The sequence below is a fragment of the Streptomyces sp. NPDC002032 genome (assembly GCF_042890765.1).
In the GTDB taxonomy this organism is placed as follows: Bacteria; Actinomycetota; Actinomycetes; order Streptomycetales; family Streptomycetaceae; genus Streptomyces.
The window spans coordinates 508,002-525,212 of record NZ_JBIASM010000002.1; the positions used below are offsets into that span (position 1 = coordinate 508,002).

Sequence of the window (17,211 nt, forward strand, 5' to 3'; positions counted from 1 at the left end):
CTGACTCATGGGAGCGCAGCTCCGGGTCTACAAGCGTCGCATCCGTGCCGTCACGGCGACCAAGAAGATCACCAAGGCGATGGAGATGATCGCCGCCTCGCGCATCGTCAAGGCGCAGCGCAAGGTGGCGGCATCGATGCCGTACGCGACCGAGCTCACCCGTGCGGTGACCGCGGTGGCGACCGGCTCGAACACCAAGCACGCCCTGACGACCGAGGTCGAGCAGCCCACCCGGGCCGCGGTCCTGCTCATCACGAGCGACCGCGGTCTGGCGGGCGGCTACTCCTCGAACGCCATCAAGCAGGCGGAGCGGCTCACCGAGCGGCTGCGCGGCGAGGGCAAGGACGTCGACACCTACATCGTCGGCCGTAAGGGTGTGGCCTACTACGGCTTCCGCGAGCGCAAGATCGCGGATTCGTGGACCGGCTTCACCGACAGCCCGGCTTACGCCGACGCCAAGCGCGTCGCGGGACCTCTGATCGAGGCCATCGAGCTGGACACGGCCGAGGGCGGCGTCGACGAGCTGCACATCATCTACACGGAATTCGTGTCGATGATGACGCAGAACGCCGTCGACGGCCGGATGCTGCCGCTCAGCCTCGAAGAGGCTGAGGGGGAGACCGGTACGAAGGGCGAGATCCGTCCGCTGTTCGACTTCGAGCCGTCGGCGGAGGACGTCCTCGACGCCCTGCTGCCGCGCTACGTCGAGAGCCGCATCTACAACGCACTGCTGCAGTCGGCCGCTTCCGAGCACGCCGCCCGCCGCCGTGCGATGAAGTCGGCCACCGACAACGCCGGGGATCTCATCAAGAGCCTCTCCCGGCTTGCCAACGCGGCCCGCCAGGCCGAAATCACCCAGGAAATCAGCGAGATCGTCGGTGGCGCGAGCGCCATGGCTGACGCGACCGCGGGGAGTGACAAGTAATGACGACCACTGTTGAGACGGCCGCCGCCACGGGCCGCGTCGCCCGGGTCATCGGCCCGGTCGTCGACGTGGAGTTCCCCGTCGACGCCATGCCCGAGATCTACAACGCCCTCAAGGTCCAGGTCGCCGACCCGGCCGAGGACGGCGCGCTGAAGACCCTGACCCTCGAGGTCGCGCAGCACCTGGGTGACGGCCTCGTCCGCACCATCTCGATGCAGCCGACCGACGGCCTGGTCCGCCAGGCCCCGGTGACCGACACGGGCGAGGGCATCACCGTCCCCGTCGGTGACTTCACCAAGGGCAAGGTCTTCAACACCCTGGGTGAGGTGCTGAACTACCCGGAGGAGAACGCCAACGTCACCGAGCGCTGGCCCATCCACCGCAAGGCGCCCCGCTTCGACGAGCTCGAGTCGAAGACCGAGATGTTCGAGACCGGCGTCAAGGTCATCGACCTTCTCACCCCGTACGTCAAGGGTGGAAAGATCGGTCTGTTCGGTGGTGCCGGTGTCGGCAAGACCGTTCTGATCCAGGAAATGATCTACCGCGTCGCCAACAACCACGACGGTGTGTCGGTCTTCGCGGGCGTCGGTGAGCGTACCCGTGAGGGCAACGACCTCATCGAGGAAATGGCCGACTCGGGCGTCATCGACAAGACGGCGCTCGTCTTCGGCCAGATGGACGAGCCCCCGGGCACCCGTCTGCGCGTCGCGCTGGCCGGTCTGACCATGGCGGAGTACTTCCGCGATGTGCAGAAGCAGGACGTGCTCTTCTTCATCGACAACATCTTCCGTTACACCCAGGCCGGTTCGGAGGTGTCGACCCTTCTCGGTCGCATGCCGTCCGCCGTGGGTTACCAGCCGAACCTGGCTGACGAGATGGGTCTGCTGCAGGAGCGCATCACCTCGACCCGCGGTCACTCGATCACCTCGATGCAGGCGATCTACGTCCCCGCGGACGACCTGACCGACCCGGCGCCGGCCACCACCTTCGCCCACCTCGACGCGACGACGGTTCTCTCCCGTCCGATCTCCGAGAAGGGCATCTACCCGGCCGTGGACCCGCTGGACTCGACGTCCCGCATCCTCGACCCGCGGTACATCGCGGCGGACCACTACGCCACGGCGATGCGCGTCAAGGGGATCCTGCAGAAGTACAAGGACCTCCAGGACATCATCGCGATCCTCGGTATCGACGAGCTGGGCGAGGAGGACAAGCTCGTTGTCCACCGTGCCCGTCGCGTCGAGCGCTTCCTGTCGCAGAACACCCACGTGGCGAAGCAGTTCACCGGCGTGGACGGTTCGGACGTGCCGCTGGAGGAGTCGATCACCGCGTTCAACGCCATCTGCGACGGTGACTACGACCACTTCCCCGAGCAGGCGTTCTTCCTGTGCGGTGGCATCGAGGACCTGAAGGCCAACGCCAAGGAGCTGGGCGTCTCCTGATCGGGCGCGCTCCCCCGTGGAGCGCTTCCGGTTCGCAGATTGACGGAGAGGGGCGGGGTGTGTCCCGTCCCTCTCCCCACGCCCATTAGAATTTGACCCAACACCCGGCCGAACCGCCGGGTGGTGACCCGAGGAGCCACCTTGGCTGCTGAGCTGCACGTCGAGCTGGTCGCGGCGGACCGCAATGTCTGGTCCGGCGAGGCCACCCTTGTTGTCGCCCGCACCACGTCCGGCGACATCGGCGTCATGCCCGGTCACCAGCCGCTTCTCGGTGTGCTGGAATCGGGCCCGGTGACCATCCGCACGGGCGACGGCAACACCGTCGTCGCCGCGGTGCACGGCGGATTCATCTCGTTCGCGGACAACAAGCTGTCCCTGCTGGCCGAGATCGCCGAGCTCGCGGACGAGATCGATGTCCTGCGGGCGGAGCGGGCACTGGAGCGCGCGAAGTCGGAGGCCGACGCGGCCGCCGAACGTCGCGCCGATGTCCGGCTGCGCGCGGTGACGGGGCACTGAGCTCCGCACCGAAGAGTGTGACACCTCAGCCGCGGTCCGTTCTGGAATTTTCCAGACCGGGTCGCGGCTGAGGCGATGCGGATCCGTTTTTTGTTCTGCGTGATTTCGATGAGCGAGGAGGTCGGTGAAGATGCTCCTCGCTCTGCTTGTGAGCGGCCTGGTCGTAGCCCTGGTGGTGATCGGGCTGTTTGTCTTCGGGCTGCGCCGCAGACTCATCCAGCGCTCCGGCGGGACCTTCGATTGCAGCCTGCGCTGGGCCGTGTCCGATGAGCCGGACGTCTCCGGCAAGGGCTGGGTCTACGGGGTCGCCCGCTACAGCGGTGACCGGATCGAGTGGTTCCGGGTGTTCTCGTACTCCCCGCGCCCGCGCCGGCTGCTGGAGCGCTCCTCGATCGAGGTGCTCTCCCGCCGTGCGCCCGAGGGCGAGGAGGAGCTGGCCCTGCTGTCCGACGCCATCGTGCTCGGCTGTTCCCACCGTGGGACGCGCCTGGAGCTGGCGATGAGCGAGGACGCGCTGACCGGCTTCCTGGCCTGGCTGGAGGCGGCGCCTCCCGGCCAGCGGGTGAACGTGGCGTAGGAACGGCGGACGTACGCAGAAGCCGGGGAGACGGGGGCGGACCCGTCTCCCCGGCTTCGTCATTCCACCGGGCGGTGCGTGGGGATCACTGCAGTCCGGTGTGGATCGCGTTCGCGAGTTCGCCGCTCGCGGTGTCGCCGCTGAACTCCCAGAAGAAGGCGCCCCGCAGGTTCTGCTGCTTGGCCCAGGTCATCTTCCCGGCGATGGTGGCGGGGGTGTCGTAGCTCCACCAGTTGCTGCCGCACTTGGCGTAGGCCGTGCCGGCGACGGTGCCGGTGGTCGGGCAGCTGGTCTTGAGGACCTTGTAGTCCTCGATGCCCTGCTCGTAGGTGCCCGGCGCGGGGCCGGTGGCGGCGCCGCCGGGGGCGTCCTGGGTGACTCCGGTCCAGCCGCGGCCGTAGAACCCGATGCCGAGGTTGAGCTTGGAGCCGGCGATGCCCTTGCCCTTGAGCTTGGTGATGGCGGCCTCGGAGTTGAAGCCGGCGATCGGGATGCCGGCGTAGGAGGTCAGCGGGGAGTGCGGGGCGGTCGGGCCCTTGGCGTCCCAGGCTCCGAAGAAGTCGTACGTCATGACGTTGTAGAAGTCGACGTACTGGGCGGCGCCGCCGTAGTCGGCGAGGTCGAGCTTGCCGCCGTTGGAGCCGTCCGCGGAGATCGCGGCGGTGACCAGGTTGGAGCCGCCGAACTTGGCGCGCAGGGCCGACATCAGGTTCTTGAAGGAGGCGGCGCCGCTGGTGTCGCAGGAGAGCCCGCAGGCGTTCGGGTACTCCCAGTCGATGTCGATCCCGTCGAAGACGTCCGCCCAGCGGGGGTCCTCGACCAGGTCGTAGCAGGACTGGGCGAAGGCGGCCGGGTTCTGGGCGGCCTGGCCGAAGCCGCCGGACCAGGTCCAGCCGCCGAACGAGTAGATGACCTTGATGTTCGGGTACTTGGCCTTCAGCTTGCGCAGCTGGTTGAAGTTGCCGCGCAGGGGCTGGTCCCAGGTGTCGGCGACGCCGTCGACGCTCTGGTCGGCGGTGTAGGCCTTGTCGTAGTCGGCGTAGGAGTCACCGATGGTGCACTTGCCGTTCTGGACGTTGCCGAAGGCGTAGTTGATGTGGGTGATCTTGGCCGCCGAGCCGGAGGTCACCAGGTTCTTCACGTGGTAGTTGCGCTGGTAGACGCCCCAGTCGGTGAAGTAGCCGAGCTTCACCTTGGCGCCCGGGTCGCCGGGGTTGCCCGGGTCGGTGCCGCCGCCGCCCGGTGTGGTCACCGAGACGGAGCCGGAGGAGGGGCCGGTCTGGTCCGCGGTGTCGCGGGCGGTGACCGTGTAGGAGTACGTGGTGCCCTTGGTCAGGCCGGAGTCGGCGAAGGTGGTGCCGGTGACCGTGGCGATCTTGCTGCCGCCGCGGTAGACGTCGTAGTTCTTGACGCCCTTGTCGTCGGTGGCCGCCGACCAGGACAGGGTGAGCGCGGTCTCGGTGACGCCGGTCGCGGTGGGGGTGCCGGGGGCCGAGGGCGGGTTGTCGGTGGGGGTGGTGCCGCCCTCGCAGGAGCCGCCGTTGACCTTGCAGCCGGCGGGGGCGCCGGGGCCCGCGCCGTTGAAGCCGAAGCTGGCGGTGGCGCCGGGGGCGAGGGTGCCGTTCCAGCCGACGTTCTTGGCCGTCCAGTGGGTGCCGGCGCTGGTGACGGTGGCGTCCCAGGCGGAGGTGACCGAGGTGCCGGAGGGGTAGTCCCACTCCACGGTCCAGCTGCTGAGGGTGGTGGTGCCGGTGTTCTTCACCGTCCACTTGCCCTCGAAGCCGGAGCCCCAGTCGGAGACCTTGGTGAAGGTGGCGGTCGCGGACGCGGCGGCCTGCGCGGGCCCCGCCAGGCCGACGAGGCCGGCGACGGGCAGGGCGAGGGCGGCCACCGTGGCGGCCAGCCTCCGCAACAGTCGGGTACGTCGTGGGGGTGCTGTGCTCAAGGGTGCTCCTCCGTAGGTCCGGAGCGGCCGTGGGGCCGGCTGCTCCATGGGGGTGGGACCTGCGCCGCCCGTGAGCACGCGGTGCCGGAGCCCCTCTCGGGGGCTTTGGCATGGCACGCTCACCACAGTGTTGCGGTGAGGTTAGAAAGGTCTGGACCAAGCGTCAAGAGGTCCAGACCTCATCTCAAGCGCCCGGCCGCATCCCCAACTCCTGTGCCAGCACGGCTGCTTGGAGCCGACTGCGCAGCCCCAGCTTCCCCAGCAACCGGCTGACGTGGGTCTTCACCGTCGCCTCCGCCATCTCCAGCCGCCCCGCGATCTCCGCGTTCGACAACCCCTCACCCAGCGCCCCGAGCACCTCCCGCTCGCGCCGCGTCAGCGACTCCACCGCCGCCGCCTTCGCCGGGGGCACGGGAGCGCGCACCACCCGGGGGGCGGCGAACTCGGCGATCAGCCGCCGGGTCACCGCCGGGGCGATCAGCCCCTCGCCGCGCGCCACCGTCCGCACCCCGGCGATCAGCTCCGCCGCGTCCGCGTCCTTGAGGAGGAAGCCCGAGGCACCCGCCCGCAGCGCCCCGAAGACGTACTCGTCCAGGTCGAAGGTGGTCAGCACGAGGACGTCGGCCAGCCCCTCGCCGACCACCTGGCGGGTGGCCGAAACCCCGTCCAGGAGCGGCATCTGCACGTCCATGAGGACCAGATCCGGCCGCAGCTCGCGCGCCAGGCGCACCGCCTCCTCGCCGTCCGCCGCCTCGCCCACCACCTCGACGTCCCCCGCGCTGCGCAGGATCAGCACGAGTCCGGCCCGGACGGCGCTCTGGTCCTCGGCCACCACGACCCTGATGGTCATTCCCGTACCGCCTTATCCTCGGCGGGCAGGGACGCCCGCACCTGCCAGACGGTCCCGGCGGGGCCCGCCGTGAACGTACCTCCGAGCAGTTCCGTCCGCTCGCTCATGCCGATCAGCCCCGCCCCGGAGCCGGGTGCGCGGGGGCCGGGCCGGTCCCCGTACGGGGAATCCACCCCCACCGTGAGCGGGCCGCCGCCGGGCTCGCGGGCCAGCCGTACCGTGACCGTGCCGGGGGCCGCGTGCTTGAGCGCGTTGGTCAGCGACTCCTGCACGATCCGGTACGCGGCCAGCTCCACCGGCGCGGGCAGCGCCGGCCCGTCCTCCCGCGCGTCGAGCAGGGCGAAGTCCAGCCCGCTGGCCGCCCCGTTCGTCCGGGCCCGGGCGACCAGGGCCTCCAGCCCGTCCAGGCAGGGCACGGCCACCGCCTCCTGCCCGGCCCCGGCCTCGCGCAGCAGACCGATCAGCCGGCGCATTTCGGCCAGCCCCTGGACGCTGTTCTCCCGGATCACCCCGAGGGCCTCCCGGCTGACGGCGGGGGAGTCGATGGACAGCGCGGCGGTGGAATGGATGGCGATGGCCGAGAGGTGGTTGGCCACCATGTCGTGCAGCTCGCGGGCCATCCGTGCGCGCTCGGCCGCCACCGCCTGCGTACGGTCCATCTCGGCCAGCAGCGCCGTCTGCTCGGCGCGCAGCCGGGCGGCCTCCGCGGCCTCGCGGTGGTTGCGCAGGGTGGCGCCCGTCAGCGCGGGGGCGAAGCTGACGATGCCGGTGATCACACCGATCAGCAGGGCCTGCGGAGTGCGCAGCCAGGCCAGGGCGGCGATGGTGGTGACGAGGGTGATCAGACCGGTGCTGACCGGCAGCCGGCGGGCCATGGCGGGCTTGCCGTAGACCACGGCCGCGTACATCAGGTCGGTGAAGATCAGGACGGTGGCGATGCTGCCCACCGTGAACTGGTCCGCGATCAGCCCGGCGGTGCCGACGGCCAGCGTGAGGCGGGGCATCGTACGGCGCACCAGCTCCAGCGAGCCGAGCACCGCCAGCGGGACCAGCGCGGCCCAGGCGGGCAGCAGCTGCCGGTTGTTCGCGTGGACCCCGAGCGACCACAGGAGCAGGCCGGCGGACACGCTGGCCACCGCGAGCAGGACGTCGTCGCGGTGCGGGAGAGGGATCTTCGGGAGCACGCTCCCATCCAACACGGTCCGCGGGGCCCCGGACCTCGCCGCGGGGGCGGAGGCCCCGCCGCCCCGCTACATCGAAGGATGCAGCCGGCTTTCGTCACCGGCGACGACGCGGCGGCGACCGGCGGCCGCCAGCCTGGAAGGGAACCCCAACCCGCCTCCTCCCGTCGCCGAACGGAGCGTGCCGTGCTCGTCACCCTCGTCATCGTCTGTGAGGCCGGCTTCTGGGTGTTGCTGGCCCTCGGGCTCGGCCTGCGCTACCTCGCCCGCAGGCCCCGGCTGGGAGCCGCCGTCCTGCTGTGCGAACCGCTGCTGGAGCTGACCCTGCTGGCCGCCGCCGTCATCGACCTGAAGAACGGCGGCGAACCCAGCTGGACGCACGGCCTCGCCGCCCTCTACATCGGCTACACCGTCGCCTACGGCCACTACACCGTGAAGTGGCTCGACCGGCACGCCGCCCACCGCTTCGGCGACGGCCCGAAGCCGCCCGGCGCGCTCTACGGCACGGCCCGCGCGGTCCACGAGTGGAAGCTGTGGGCGCGGACCCTGGCCGGGGCGGCCGTCGCGCTCGCCCTGCTCCAGGCCGGCATCTGGTACGTCGGCGACGCCGCCGACACCTCCGGCCTGCGGTCGTGGCAGGCCGTCGCCCTGCGGATCCTCGTCATCCAGGGGGTGATCGCCGCGACCTACGTGATCTGGCCCCGCAAGGCCCCGGCCACCACCCCGGACACCCCCTAGCGCTCTAGCGCTCGCCGCCGGGGACCCACAGGACGTCCCCGGCCTCCTTGTTGGCCGTGCGCGCCAGGATGAAGAGGAGGTCGGAGAGGCGGTTGAGGTAGGTGGCCGTCAGCGGGTTCATGACCTCGCCGTGCACCTCCAGCGCCGCCCACGTCGAGCGCTCGGCGCGCCGCACCACGGTGCAGGCCTGGTGCAGCAGGGCGGCGCCGGGGGTGCCGCCCGGGAGGATGAAGCTGCGCAGCTTCTCCAGGTCCTCGTTGAAGGCGTCGCAGTCCGCCTCCAGCTTGTCGATGTAGAACTGCTCGACGCGCAGCGGCGGGTACTGCGGGTCGGCCACGACCGGCGTGCACAGGTCGGCGCCCACGTCGAAGAGGTCGTTCTGCACGCGGACCAGCACCTTCACGACCTCCGGCGGCAGCGAGCCCAGCGCGACGGCCGCCCCGATCGCGGCATTGGCCTCGTTGGCGTCCGCGTACGCGGAGATGCGCAGGTCCGTCTTCTGGGTACGGCTCATATCGCCCAGGGCGGTCGTGCCCTTGTCGCCGGTACGGGTGTAGATACGCGTCAGGTTCACCATGGCGCCAGGGTAGTGCGGGCCAACTGCGGGCGGCCCGCGCACTGCTGACCCGTCCCGGTGTGATGTCCGTCATCTGAGACGTGACGCGTGTTACTTCGCGGTCACACCGTCCCCCGTGCGCGCTAGTCTCCGCCGGAGGGGCCGTGAGACTGGGGCCGTACGCGAAACGAGGGGTGTGCAGTGGCTGGGAAGCTCGCCGTCATCGGTGCTGGACTGATGGGTTCCGGGATCGCTCAGGTCTCCGCACAGGCCGGCTGGGACGTCGTCCTGCGGGACGTCACCGACGCCGCGCTGACCCGGGGCACGGACGGGATCAAGGCCTCGTACGACCGTTTCGTCGCCAAGGGCAAGCTCACGGCCGAGGACGCCGAGGCGGCCCTCGCCCGGATCACCACGACCACCGACCTCGACGCGGTCGCCGACGTGGACATCGTCGTCGAGGCCGTCTTCGAGAAGCTTGAAGTCAAGCACGAGATCTTCCGCACCCTGGACGACCTGGTGCGCGAGGACGCGGTGCTCGCCTCCAACACCTCCGCCATCCCGATCACCAAGATCGCGGCCGTGACGAAGCGTCCGGAGCGGGTCGTCGGCGCGCACTTCTTCTCGCCCGTCCCGATGATGCAGCTCTGCGAGCTGGTGCGCGGCTACAAGACCAGCGACGAGACCCTGGCCACCACCCGCGCGTTCGCCGAGTCCGTCGGCAAGACCTGCATCGTCGTCAACCGCGACGTCGCCGGTTTCGTGACGACCCGTCTGATCTCCGCGCTGGTCGTCGAGGCCGCGAAGCTCTACGAATCGGGCGTGGCCTCCGCCGAGGACATCGACATCGCCTGCAAGCTGGGCTTCGGGCACGCGATGGGGCCGCTGGCCACCGCCGACCTCACCGGCGTCGACATCCTGCTGCACGCCACCAGCAACATCTACACCGAGTCCCAGGACGAGAAGTTCGCGCCGCCGGAGCTGATGCGCCGCATGGTCGACGCGGGCGACATCGGCCGCAAGAGCGGTCAGGGCTTCTACAAGCACTGAGCACGACCGTTCGAATCTCCGCACCCCTTCGGGGTGAATTAGGTATCGGTTCGCTCACGGTCGGCAACTTCCCCACCCGCGGGGCAGTCAGTTGCAGTGAGAGTTGCCGATCACGGATCAGTCGGACCGCACGCACGCAGTACAGCCGGGGAGCACACATGCACATCAGGGGCGACCACGCCGAACTCGCGGTCGGAGGTCGCCTCGACGTGCGCAGCGCGGCGGACGCCCGTACGGTCCTGCACACCGCCCTCGACGACGGTCACGGCGACCTCGTGCTCGACCTGACCGGCCTGGACTCCTGGGACGCGACCGGCCTCGGCGTGATCATGGGCGCCCACCGGCGGGCCGGCCGCACCGGCCGCCGGCTGGTCCTGCGCGGGGTGCCGGACCGGATGCAGCGGCTGCTCGTGGCGACCCGGCTGCACCGGATCCTCGCGATCGAGGGCGGCCTGGAAGCGGAGTCCCTGCCCCGGGTGTGAGCCGGAGCGGGGACCGGGCGGGGGCGCGGGCGGTGGCCGGGGGCGGTTGACCGGGCGCTGGCGGGCCGGGCGAAAAGGGGCTGCGGGCGGGGCCGGGCGTCGGCTTTCATGGGCCCATGGTGTCCACCGACCGGCTGCTGGCCTTCGCGGCCATGTCCTCCCTGCTGATCGTCATCCCCGGCCCCAGCGTGCTGTTCGTGATCGGCCGCGCCCTGGCGCAGGGCCGCCGCGCCGCGCTGACCACGGTCGTCGGCAACACGCTCGGGGCGTACGTGCTCGTCGTGGCCGTGGCGCTCGGCGTCGGGGCCGTCGTCGAGCGCTCCGTCCTCGTCTTCACCACCCTGAAGCTGATCGGCGCCGCCTACCTCGTGTACCTGGGCGCCCGGGCGTTCCGGCAGCGCGGCTCCCTGCGCGAGGCCTTCGCCGGGGACGCCCCGGCCGCGCACGGCAGCCTGCGGACCGTCGCGGAGGGCTTCGCGGTGGGCGTGGCCAACCCCAAGACCATTGTCTTCTTCGCGGCCGTGCTGCCCCAGTTCGTGGACCGCGGCGCCGGCCACGTCACGCTCCAGATGCTGGAGCTCGGCCTCGTCTTCAACGTCATCGCGATCGTCTCCGACAGCGCCTGGGGTCTGGTCGCGGCCACCACCCGCGGCTGGTTCGCCGGATCGCCGCGACGGCTGTCCATGGTGGGCGGCACCGGCGGCCTCGCGATGATCGGCCTCGGCGTCACCGTCGCCGTCACCGGCCGCAAGGACTGACCGGGGGCCGCCGGAACGTCCCGGGCGTATCCGGAGGAAACGTAACGGTCCGGTGCTGAAGGCACCCCTGCGGTTCCCGCGGGACCGGCCACGGTCTAGGGTTCGGGCGGAAACCGGACCAGTAGCGACAGCGGCGTGAGCGAAGGCCGGGCGTAATGACGGCGGCGACGGCGCGCGCGACGCGATCGGGGGACTTGGTCATGGACCGTACGGACGGTACGCAGGGGCAGCCCGAACCGGGCGGACAGCCGGTGGACCGGCCCACGGGCGGTCCGTCCGGCCCGTCCGGGCGTTCCGGGCCCGCCGGCCCGTCCTGGCCCCCCCTGACGTCGGGGAAGCCCGCCGCGCCGTCCCCCGCCGGGGCCCAGGCCTCGCCCGCGCCCGCCCGGATCGTGACCCTGACCAGCGGCGACTTCACCCTGACCGTCAACCCCGTCGACGGCAGCGAGATCGAGAACCTGCGCCCCGGCGCCGCTCCCGCCGCGGGCGGCCGTCCCGCCAGGCGCGACGCCGCCGCCCGCGCGGACCGGGACGCCGCCGCCCGGCCCCCCGTGCTGCCCGGACCGCCCCCGCCCGTGCGGCCCTCGACGGAACGTACCGAGGAGCGGGACAGGATCGTCCGCCTGCTGGGGCGCGGCCGCTCCGTACGCCTGACCGGACCGGCCGGATCCGGCCGTACCACGCTGCTCGACGCGGTCGCCGAAGCCTGCTCCGGACTCGCCCCCGACGGCGTCGTCCGGCTCGGCGGCCACGGCGTCCAGCAGCCGGCCGAGCTGCTGCACTCCCTGTACGCCGCCGTGTACGAGGCTCCCGGCCGGCGGCCCGACCGTACGGAACTCCTCGCGGGGGCCGCCGAGATCGGCGCGATCGTCCTCCTCGACGACCTGGAGCTGGGCGGCGCCGCCCTCGACGAGCTGCTGCGCGCCACCCCCGAGTGCGCCTACCTGCTCGCCGCCGCGCCCCACGCCAAGTCCCCCTCCGACGACTCCCACCTGGAGGAGGTCTTCCTCGACGGGCTCGGCAAGGCCGACTGCCTGCTCCTGCTGGAAGCCGCCGCGGGCAGGCCGCTCACCGAGGAGGAGACCGCCTGGGCGGGCGACCTGCGGTTCGCCTCGGAGGGGCTGCCGCTGCGCTTCGTCCAGGCCGGAGCCCTGCTGCGGCAGCGCGACGAGCTCAACCGGAGCACCGCCGAGGACGAGGACGAGGAGCCCGGCGTCTTCGAGGAACGCCCCCGCGACGCCGCACCCGTGCCGCTGCCCACCCTCGCCGAGGGCGCGGCCCCCGCGGAACTGCTGGCCTCCCGGGCCAGCGAGTCGGCCCGCGCCGCCCTGCGGATCGCCTGCGCGCTGGGCGGGGAACTCCCGCACCACGCGCACCTGCCCGCGCTGGTCGGCGACACGCACGCGGACACCGCCGTCGCGGAACTGCTGGGCTGCGGGCTGATCACCCCCGTCGGACCGCGGTACCGGCTCGCGGAGGGGGTCGCGCGGCAGCTGGAGGAGGCCGGGTACGGGGACACCGCCGCCGAGGAGGCGCGGACCGCCGCCCGGCACTACGCCTGGTGGACCGGGCACGCCTCGGTGACCCCGGAGCGGGTCGCGGCCGAGGCCGACGCGGTGCTGGCCGCGCTGGCCGGGGCCGATGTGGTGGCCGCCGTACTCCTGGCCCGCACGGCGGCACCGGCCTTCGCGGCCTCCCTGCACTGGGAGGCGTGGGAGCGGGTGCTGCGCGCGGGCGCGGAGGCCGCGCGCAAGGCGGGGGAGGTCGCGGAACAGGCCTACTTCCACCACGAGCTGGGCGTCCTCGCACTGTGCGAGGGGCGGCTGGAGCGGGCCCGGGCCGAACTGGAGGCCTCCATAGGCCTGCGCGGCGCGCTCGCCGACAAGCGGGGAACGGTCGCGGGACGGCGGGCGCTGGCGCTCGTCACCGACCGGGAGGCGCTGGGCGCAGAGGCCTCGCCACCCCTGCGGCTGGCCCCGCCGGCCGTACCGGGCCCGCCGGCTACGCCGACCCCGGGCGGCAAGCCGACCCCGGGAGGTACGTCGGCCTCGGGGGGTTGGCCGGCCGCAGGAGGTACGCCGGCCCCAGGGGTGACACCGACCCCGGGCGGTCTGTCGACCCCGGGAGGTCCGTCGGCCTCGGGAGGTTGGCCGACCGCAGGACGTGCGTCGGCCCCAGGACGTGCGTCGGCCGCAGAGGGGACGCCGTCCCCGGGGGGTCCGTCGGCCTCGGGTGGTTGGCCGGCCGTGGGACGTGCGTCGGCCCCGGGGGGTGCGCCGGAGCTGCCCGCAGCCGTGACCGCGCCGCTGTCGCCGATCACGCCGATCACGCCGGTCCCTCAGGCCCCGCCGGTGTCGGTCGTGAAGCCGAAGCCGGCCGCTGGCCTTCCCGCGCTGCCCGCGGCTTCGGAGGCCGTCACCCGGGTGACCCCCGTGATCGGCGGCACCGGGCCCGCGTCGGCGACGCCGACGACGCTGTCCCAGGCGTTCGACGACGCCTTCCCGCAGACCCCGCAGACCCCGCAGAACCCGCGGACCCCCCGCACCCCGCTTCCCGGCCGCCCCGGACCCGACCCGGCCGGGCGCCGCAAGACGGTGCTGCTGGCCGCCGCCGGGGCCCTCACGGTGGTGGCGCTCGGCACGGTGGTCGGCCTGGCGATGTCCTCGGACGACGAGCGGCAGCCGACGGCCCCCGCCGTGTCCTCGACCCCGGACGCCCCGGCGGTGGTTCCGCCGCGGGTGCCGGGGAACGGCGGGGGGGACGGTTCCGCCCCGCAGCCGGCCGCCTCCGCGCCGACCGCCCCGCCGACGGGCAAGGAGCAGCCCGGCCGGCCGACCCCGCCGGCCCGCACCGACGGCCCGTCACGGCCCCCGGCGACCGACCCCGGCCCGAAGCCCACCCCGAAGCCGCCGACCGCGCCGGTGACCCCGCAGCCGCCGGCCACGACGCCGGTCCATCCGCCGACCGAGCCCCCGCCCACGACCGGCCCACCGCCGGCGACCGGCCCACCGCCGGCGACGGGGCCGCCGGCCTCCCCGGCCACCTCGGCCGCCGCGCAGTCCCCGACGGCGGCCCAGCCCCCGTCGGCCTCGGCGGCCGCCTGACCGCCCCCGAGGCCGCCCGGCAAGTACGACGAAGGCCCCCCGAGCCGGTGGCTCGGGGGGCCTTCCACGCCGTGGAAAGGATCAGAACAGGCGGAGTTTGTCGTCCTCGATGCCCCGGAGGCCGTTGTAGTCGAGGACCACGCAGTCCATGCCCCGGTCAAGGGCCAGGACCCGCGCCTGCGGCTTGATCTCCTGCGCCGCGAACACGCCCCGCACCGGCGCCAGATGCGGGTCGCGGTTGAGGAGCTCCAGGTACCGGGTGAGCTGCTCGACGCCGTCGATCTCGCCGCGCCGCTTGATCTCCACCGCCACCGTCGCGCCCGACGCGTCCCGGCACAGGATGTCCACGGGCCCGATCGCCGTCATGTACTCGCGCCGGATCAGCGTGTAGCCCTCGCCGAGCGTGTCGATCCGGTCGGCCAGCAGCTCCTGGAGGTGCGCCTCGACACCGTCCTTGATCAGCCCGGGGTCGGTGCCCAGCTCGTGGGAGGAGTCGTGGAGGACCTCTTCCATGGTGATGATGAGCTTCTCGCCCGCCTTGTTGACGACGGTCCAGACGCCCGCCTCGTCCCCGCTCCCCTCCTTGAGGGTGCACGGGGGCGACATCCAGTTGAGCGGTTTGTACGCTCGGTCGTCCGCGTGGATCGAGACACTGCCGTCGGCCTTCACGAGGATCAGACGGGGTGCCGAGGGCAGATGGGCGGTGAGGCGGCCCGCGTAGTCGACGGAGCAGCGGGCAATGACGAGACGCATGGTCGGCAACGCTACTCGACGGGAAGGCCTCCACGCGATTCGCCCCTGAAAGCCCCGTTCGCCGATGGCGCGTTGTATGCGCATTCTCCTGGTGCGGCACCCGGTGGGCGCCTACCGTGGTGAGCGGGAGGTTGTCGAGCGTGCACGCTGCGTCGCCGTCCTCCTTCCCTGCCCGTAAGACTCCGGCAACCCAAACGTCCGGGGTCACGAGAGGAGAACCCATGTCGCTCGACGTCTCACCGGCCCTACTCGAACAGGCCGAGCGAGGCGAGGTCGACGAAGCAGCCTTCGTCGACTGCGTCCGGACCTCCCTGCCTTACGCATGGGAGATGATCAGCTCGTTGGTGGCCCAGCTGGAGGTTGAGGGCGGACAGTTCGCCGACAACCAGACGCCGCCGCCGGACGAGCAGGCCCGTGGGCAGCTGCTGCGCGCGCTCGCGAGTGACGCGATACGCGGTGCGCTCCAGCGGCACTTCGGGGTGCGCCTGGCATTCCAGAACTGTCACCGGTTGGCGGTGTTCCCGCTGGATTCCTCGGTGGACGACCGGCTGGCCAAGTTCACCTCGATCCGCGGCCAGCTGCTCAACCAGTCGCCGGAGCTCCGCGACTGCTAGCCGGACCCGTACTTCGCTGCCGCTCCGTGTCGCGGGAGGTGCGACTGACACCGGAGCGGCAGCCCTGGTCCCGACCGCCGTGCCCTGCCCCACGGCTTAGCCCAGCAGCGGCAGGACCTCCGCGCCGAGGCGCCGTACGTTCTCCTCCGTCGCGGCGAGGTCGCCCGAGCCCTCCGTCAGCAGGGCGAAACGTGTGATGCCGGTGCGCTCCGAGGTCGCCGCGAGCCGGTCCGCCGCCAGTGCGGGGCTGCCGACGGGATGCAGGTCGCACAGCAGCTCCGTGTAGGCGACGGGGTCGCGCATCGCGCGCTGCCTGCCGTCCACCGTCACATGGGCGTCCAGGCCCTGCCGGAACCAGCCCGGCATCGCCTTCAACAGGGCTTCCCGCGCGTCCACGGTGCGGTCCGCCAGCTGGCAGACCCCGGCCGAGACGTGCCCGGCCTCCCGTACGGCCTCGGGGGAGTGCCCCGCCTCCAGCGCGATGCGCCGCCACAGCGCGACCATCTCCGCCTTCTCCCCGTCCCCGCAGTGCATGCCCAGCAGCATCGGCAGCCCCCGCTCGGCGGCGAGCCGCACCGACGCCGGGGAGGTGCACGCGACGATCACTTCCGGCCCCGTCCCGTCGCCGTCCAGCGCCTCCGCCGGCCGCGGTACGACGGCCACCTCCCGGAACCCGTACCGGCCGCCGGCGTCGCCCACCCGGGGCTCGCTCAGCCAGCGTCGCAGGAGGTCGAGATCCTCCGGGAAGTGCGACTCGTACGCCTCCAGGCCGCCGCCGAAGACCTCCAGGTCCACCCACGGCCCGCCGCGCCCCACCCCCAGGGTGAACCGCCCTCCCGAGGTGACGTGGAGCAGGGCCGCCTGCTCCCCGAGGGCCACCGGGTGGGTGCTCGGCAGCACGCTCACCGCCGTGCCCACCCGCAGCCGCCGGGTCCGGCCCAGCAGCAGCGCCGCCAGGGTCACCGCCGACGGGCAGACCCCGTACGGCACGAAATGGTGCTCGGCGAGCCAGGCCGAGTCCAGCCCGGCCTCCTCCGCCACCTCGGCGGTCCGCACCGCCCGGTGCAGTGCCTCGCCCTGGCCCTGGCCCGGGAACTGGGCCGCCAGTACAAACGCTCCAACGCGCATCGCCCTTAGCCTCCTCGCGGCTGACGCGGCCTCCCCCAGGTGGACCGACTCGTTGATGGGATCAACGTCTGATGGCAACAACGTCTGACACGTGCCAAAGGCACGGCCTGACAGGAAAGTTATTGAGATTGTCGGGCCGGTTCTCTTCTGACCGCGGGCCTTCCTCAGCCACCCTGCGGGTACCCGGGCTCGCTGCGCGTAGTCTGGGAGAAAGTCACTGTCGGCCGCCCCTTCGTGAGGTATACGTGTCACCGCGCCACAACCGCCCCAAGGGCGGCGAGACTCCGGAGGAACGACCCCGCACCGGCCTCGACCGGTACGGGCTGGAGCGGACCGAGGAGTACCAGGGCGAGGAGTGGCGGATCCGGCACGTCGCGGGCGCCAGCGCGGCGGGCAAGCGCTACCGCTGCCCCGGCTGCGACCAGGAGATCCCCTCGGGCACCCCGCACCTGGTGGCCTGGCCCGAGTACGGCGGCGTGGACGACCGGCGGCACTGGCACAAGGCCTGCTGGAACGCGAAGGACCGCCGCACCACGAAGGTGCAGCGGTCCCGCAACGCGCCGAGGCACTGACGCACACCGCCGTGGCGGCG

At 72.3% G+C, this 17,211-nt stretch carries 17 protein-coding genes; 11 read left to right on the plus strand and 6 right to left on the minus strand.

Going from position 1 to position 17,211, the window contains the following annotated elements:
• The first annotated feature begins 7 nt into the window (after positions 1-7).
• From ACFYYT_RS06470 to ACFYYT_RS06485, 4 genes are all read left to right on the plus strand, one after another.
• On the plus strand, positions 8-925 hold the full coding sequence (locus tag ACFYYT_RS06470; RefSeq protein ID WP_351822357.1) for a F0F1 ATP synthase subunit gamma: 918 nt from the start codon (positions 8-10) through the stop codon (positions 923-925).
• Entirely contained in the window at positions 925-2,367 is a 1,443-nt protein-coding gene (gene atpD, locus ACFYYT_RS06475; protein WP_008738184.1) for a F0F1 ATP synthase subunit beta, read from the plus strand. The genes ACFYYT_RS06470 and atpD overlap by 1 nt, the downstream gene beginning before the upstream one ends.
• A 141-nt stretch (positions 2,368-2,508) precedes the next feature.
• Positions 2,509-2,883 (plus strand): F0F1 ATP synthase subunit epsilon, encoded by a 375-nt coding sequence (locus ACFYYT_RS06480; RefSeq protein ID WP_351822360.1) that lies wholly within the window; start codon positions 2,509-2,511, stop codon positions 2,881-2,883.
• A 130-nt stretch (positions 2,884-3,013) separates the two neighbouring features.
• Positions 3,014-3,460, plus strand: coding sequence for a DUF2550 domain-containing protein (locus ACFYYT_RS06485; protein WP_351822363.1), 447 nt, complete (start codon positions 3,014-3,016; stop codon positions 3,458-3,460).
• A gap of 85 nt (positions 3,461-3,545) precedes the next feature.
• Here the strand turns inward: ACFYYT_RS06485 and ACFYYT_RS06490 are convergent, their stop codons facing one another.
• The 3 genes from ACFYYT_RS06490 to ACFYYT_RS06500 all read right to left on the minus strand — a co-directional run bounded on the left by ACFYYT_RS06490 (position 3,546) and on the right by ACFYYT_RS06500 (position 7,439).
• Entirely contained in the window at positions 3,546-5,453 is a 1,908-nt protein-coding gene (locus ACFYYT_RS06490; protein WP_351822366.1) for a glycoside hydrolase family 18 chitinase, read from the minus strand.
• Positions 5,454-5,589: 136 nt separating this feature from the next.
• Positions 5,590-6,255, minus strand: coding sequence for a response regulator transcription factor (locus ACFYYT_RS06495; protein WP_351822369.1), 666 nt, complete (start codon positions 6,253-6,255; stop codon positions 5,590-5,592).
• Positions 6,252-7,439 (minus strand): histidine kinase, encoded by a 1,188-nt coding sequence (locus ACFYYT_RS06500; RefSeq protein WP_351822372.1) that lies wholly within the window; start codon positions 7,437-7,439, stop codon positions 6,252-6,254. The genes ACFYYT_RS06495 and ACFYYT_RS06500 overlap by 4 nt, the downstream gene beginning before the upstream one ends.
• A 183-nt stretch (positions 7,440-7,622) precedes the next feature.
• Between ACFYYT_RS06500 and ACFYYT_RS06505 the strand changes: the two genes are divergently transcribed.
• The gene (locus tag ACFYYT_RS06505) at positions 7,623-8,174 is read left to right on the plus strand and encodes a hypothetical protein (RefSeq protein ID WP_351822374.1); all 552 of its coding nucleotides are present in this window, start codon (positions 7,623-7,625) and stop codon (positions 8,172-8,174) included.
• 4 nt (positions 8,175-8,178) lie between these two features.
• Here ACFYYT_RS06505 and ACFYYT_RS06510 read toward each other — a convergent pair whose 3' ends face one another.
• The gene (locus ACFYYT_RS06510) at positions 8,179-8,751 is read right to left on the minus strand and encodes a cob(I)yrinic acid a,c-diamide adenosyltransferase (protein ID WP_351822377.1); all 573 of its coding nucleotides are present in this window, start codon (positions 8,749-8,751) and stop codon (positions 8,179-8,181) included.
• A gap of 180 nt (positions 8,752-8,931) precedes the next feature.
• Here ACFYYT_RS06510 and ACFYYT_RS06515 point away from each other — a divergent pair, with 180 nt between their 5' ends.
• The 4 genes from ACFYYT_RS06515 to ACFYYT_RS06530 all read left to right on the plus strand — a co-directional run bounded on the left by ACFYYT_RS06515 (position 8,932) and on the right by ACFYYT_RS06530 (position 14,124).
• Positions 8,932-9,780, plus strand: a complete 849-nt coding sequence (locus ACFYYT_RS06515; protein ID WP_351822380.1) for a 3-hydroxyacyl-CoA dehydrogenase family protein — start codon at positions 8,932-8,934, stop codon at positions 9,778-9,780.
• Positions 9,781-9,938: 158 nt separating this feature from the next.
• The gene (locus tag ACFYYT_RS06520) at positions 9,939-10,262 is read left to right on the plus strand and encodes an STAS domain-containing protein (RefSeq protein ID WP_125603340.1); all 324 of its coding nucleotides are present in this window, start codon (positions 9,939-9,941) and stop codon (positions 10,260-10,262) included.
• A 116-nt stretch (positions 10,263-10,378) separates the two neighbouring features.
• Complete coding sequence (locus ACFYYT_RS06525; RefSeq protein ID WP_351822383.1) at positions 10,379-11,020, plus strand: LysE family translocator; 642 nt, start codon at positions 10,379-10,381, stop codon at positions 11,018-11,020.
• A gap of 200 nt (positions 11,021-11,220) precedes the next feature.
• Positions 11,221-14,124 carry an ATP-binding protein gene (locus tag ACFYYT_RS06530; RefSeq protein WP_351822386.1) on the plus strand — a complete coding sequence of 968 codons (2,904 nt, stop codon included), beginning with the start codon at positions 11,221-11,223 and terminating at the stop codon, positions 14,122-14,124.
• An 81-nt stretch (positions 14,125-14,205) separates the two neighbouring features.
• Here ACFYYT_RS06530 and nucS read toward each other — a convergent pair whose 3' ends face one another.
• Positions 14,206-14,877: an endonuclease NucS gene (gene nucS / locus ACFYYT_RS06535; RefSeq protein WP_351822389.1), complete on the minus strand. Its 672-nt coding sequence runs from the start codon at positions 14,875-14,877 to the stop codon at positions 14,206-14,208.
• A gap of 221 nt (positions 14,878-15,098) precedes the next feature.
• Between nucS and ACFYYT_RS06540 the strand changes: the two genes are divergently transcribed.
• Positions 15,099-15,491, plus strand: a complete 393-nt coding sequence (locus tag ACFYYT_RS06540; protein WP_351822392.1) for an SCO5389 family protein — start codon at positions 15,099-15,101, stop codon at positions 15,489-15,491.
• Positions 15,492-15,587: 96 nt separating this feature from the next.
• Here ACFYYT_RS06540 and ACFYYT_RS06545 read toward each other — a convergent pair whose 3' ends face one another.
• Complete coding sequence (locus tag ACFYYT_RS06545; RefSeq protein ID WP_351822394.1) at positions 15,588-16,619, minus strand: LLM class flavin-dependent oxidoreductase; 1,032 nt, start codon at positions 16,617-16,619, stop codon at positions 15,588-15,590.
• A 245-nt stretch (positions 16,620-16,864) separates the two neighbouring features.
• Between ACFYYT_RS06545 and ACFYYT_RS06550 the strand changes: the two genes are divergently transcribed.
• Complete coding sequence (locus ACFYYT_RS06550) at positions 16,865-17,191, plus strand: ATP/GTP-binding protein (protein ID WP_351822397.1); 327 nt, start codon at positions 16,865-16,867, stop codon at positions 17,189-17,191.
• Positions 17,192-17,211: the final 20 nt, after the last annotated feature.

Bases quoted from the DNA above. Each gene is read 5' to 3' on its own strand.
- nucS (WP_351822389.1), bottom strand. From the start codon at position 14,877: ATGCGTCTCGTCATTGCCCGCTGCTCCGTCGACTACGCGGGCCGCCTC.
- ACFYYT_RS06485 (WP_351822363.1), top strand. From the start codon at position 3,014: ATGCTCCTCGCTCTGCTTGTGAGCGGCCTGGTCGTAGCCCTGGTGGTG.
- ACFYYT_RS06540 (WP_351822392.1), top strand. From the start codon at position 15,099: ATGTCGCTCGACGTCTCACCGGCCCTACTCGAACAGGCCGAGCGAGGC.
- ACFYYT_RS06545 (WP_351822394.1), bottom strand. From the start codon at position 16,619: ATGCGCGTTGGAGCGTTTGTACTGGCGGCCCAGTTCCCGGGCCAGGGC.
- atpD (WP_008738184.1), top strand. From the start codon at position 925: ATGACGACCACTGTTGAGACGGCCGCCGCCACGGGCCGCGTCGCCCGG.
- ACFYYT_RS06490 (WP_351822366.1), bottom strand. From the start codon at position 5,453: ATGGAGCAGCCGGCCCCACGGCCGCTCCGGACCTACGGAGGAGCACCC.
- ACFYYT_RS06520 (WP_125603340.1), top strand. From the start codon at position 9,939: ATGCACATCAGGGGCGACCACGCCGAACTCGCGGTCGGAGGTCGCCTC.
- ACFYYT_RS06525 (WP_351822383.1), top strand. From the start codon at position 10,379: ATGGTGTCCACCGACCGGCTGCTGGCCTTCGCGGCCATGTCCTCCCTG.
- ACFYYT_RS06530 (WP_351822386.1), top strand. From the start codon at position 11,221: ATGGACCGTACGGACGGTACGCAGGGGCAGCCCGAACCGGGCGGACAG.
- ACFYYT_RS06495 (WP_351822369.1), bottom strand. From the start codon at position 6,255: ATGACCATCAGGGTCGTGGTGGCCGAGGACCAGAGCGCCGTCCGGGCC.
- ACFYYT_RS06510 (WP_351822377.1), bottom strand. From the start codon at position 8,751: ATGGTGAACCTGACGCGTATCTACACCCGTACCGGCGACAAGGGCACG.
- ACFYYT_RS06470 (WP_351822357.1), top strand. From the start codon at position 8: ATGGGAGCGCAGCTCCGGGTCTACAAGCGTCGCATCCGTGCCGTCACG.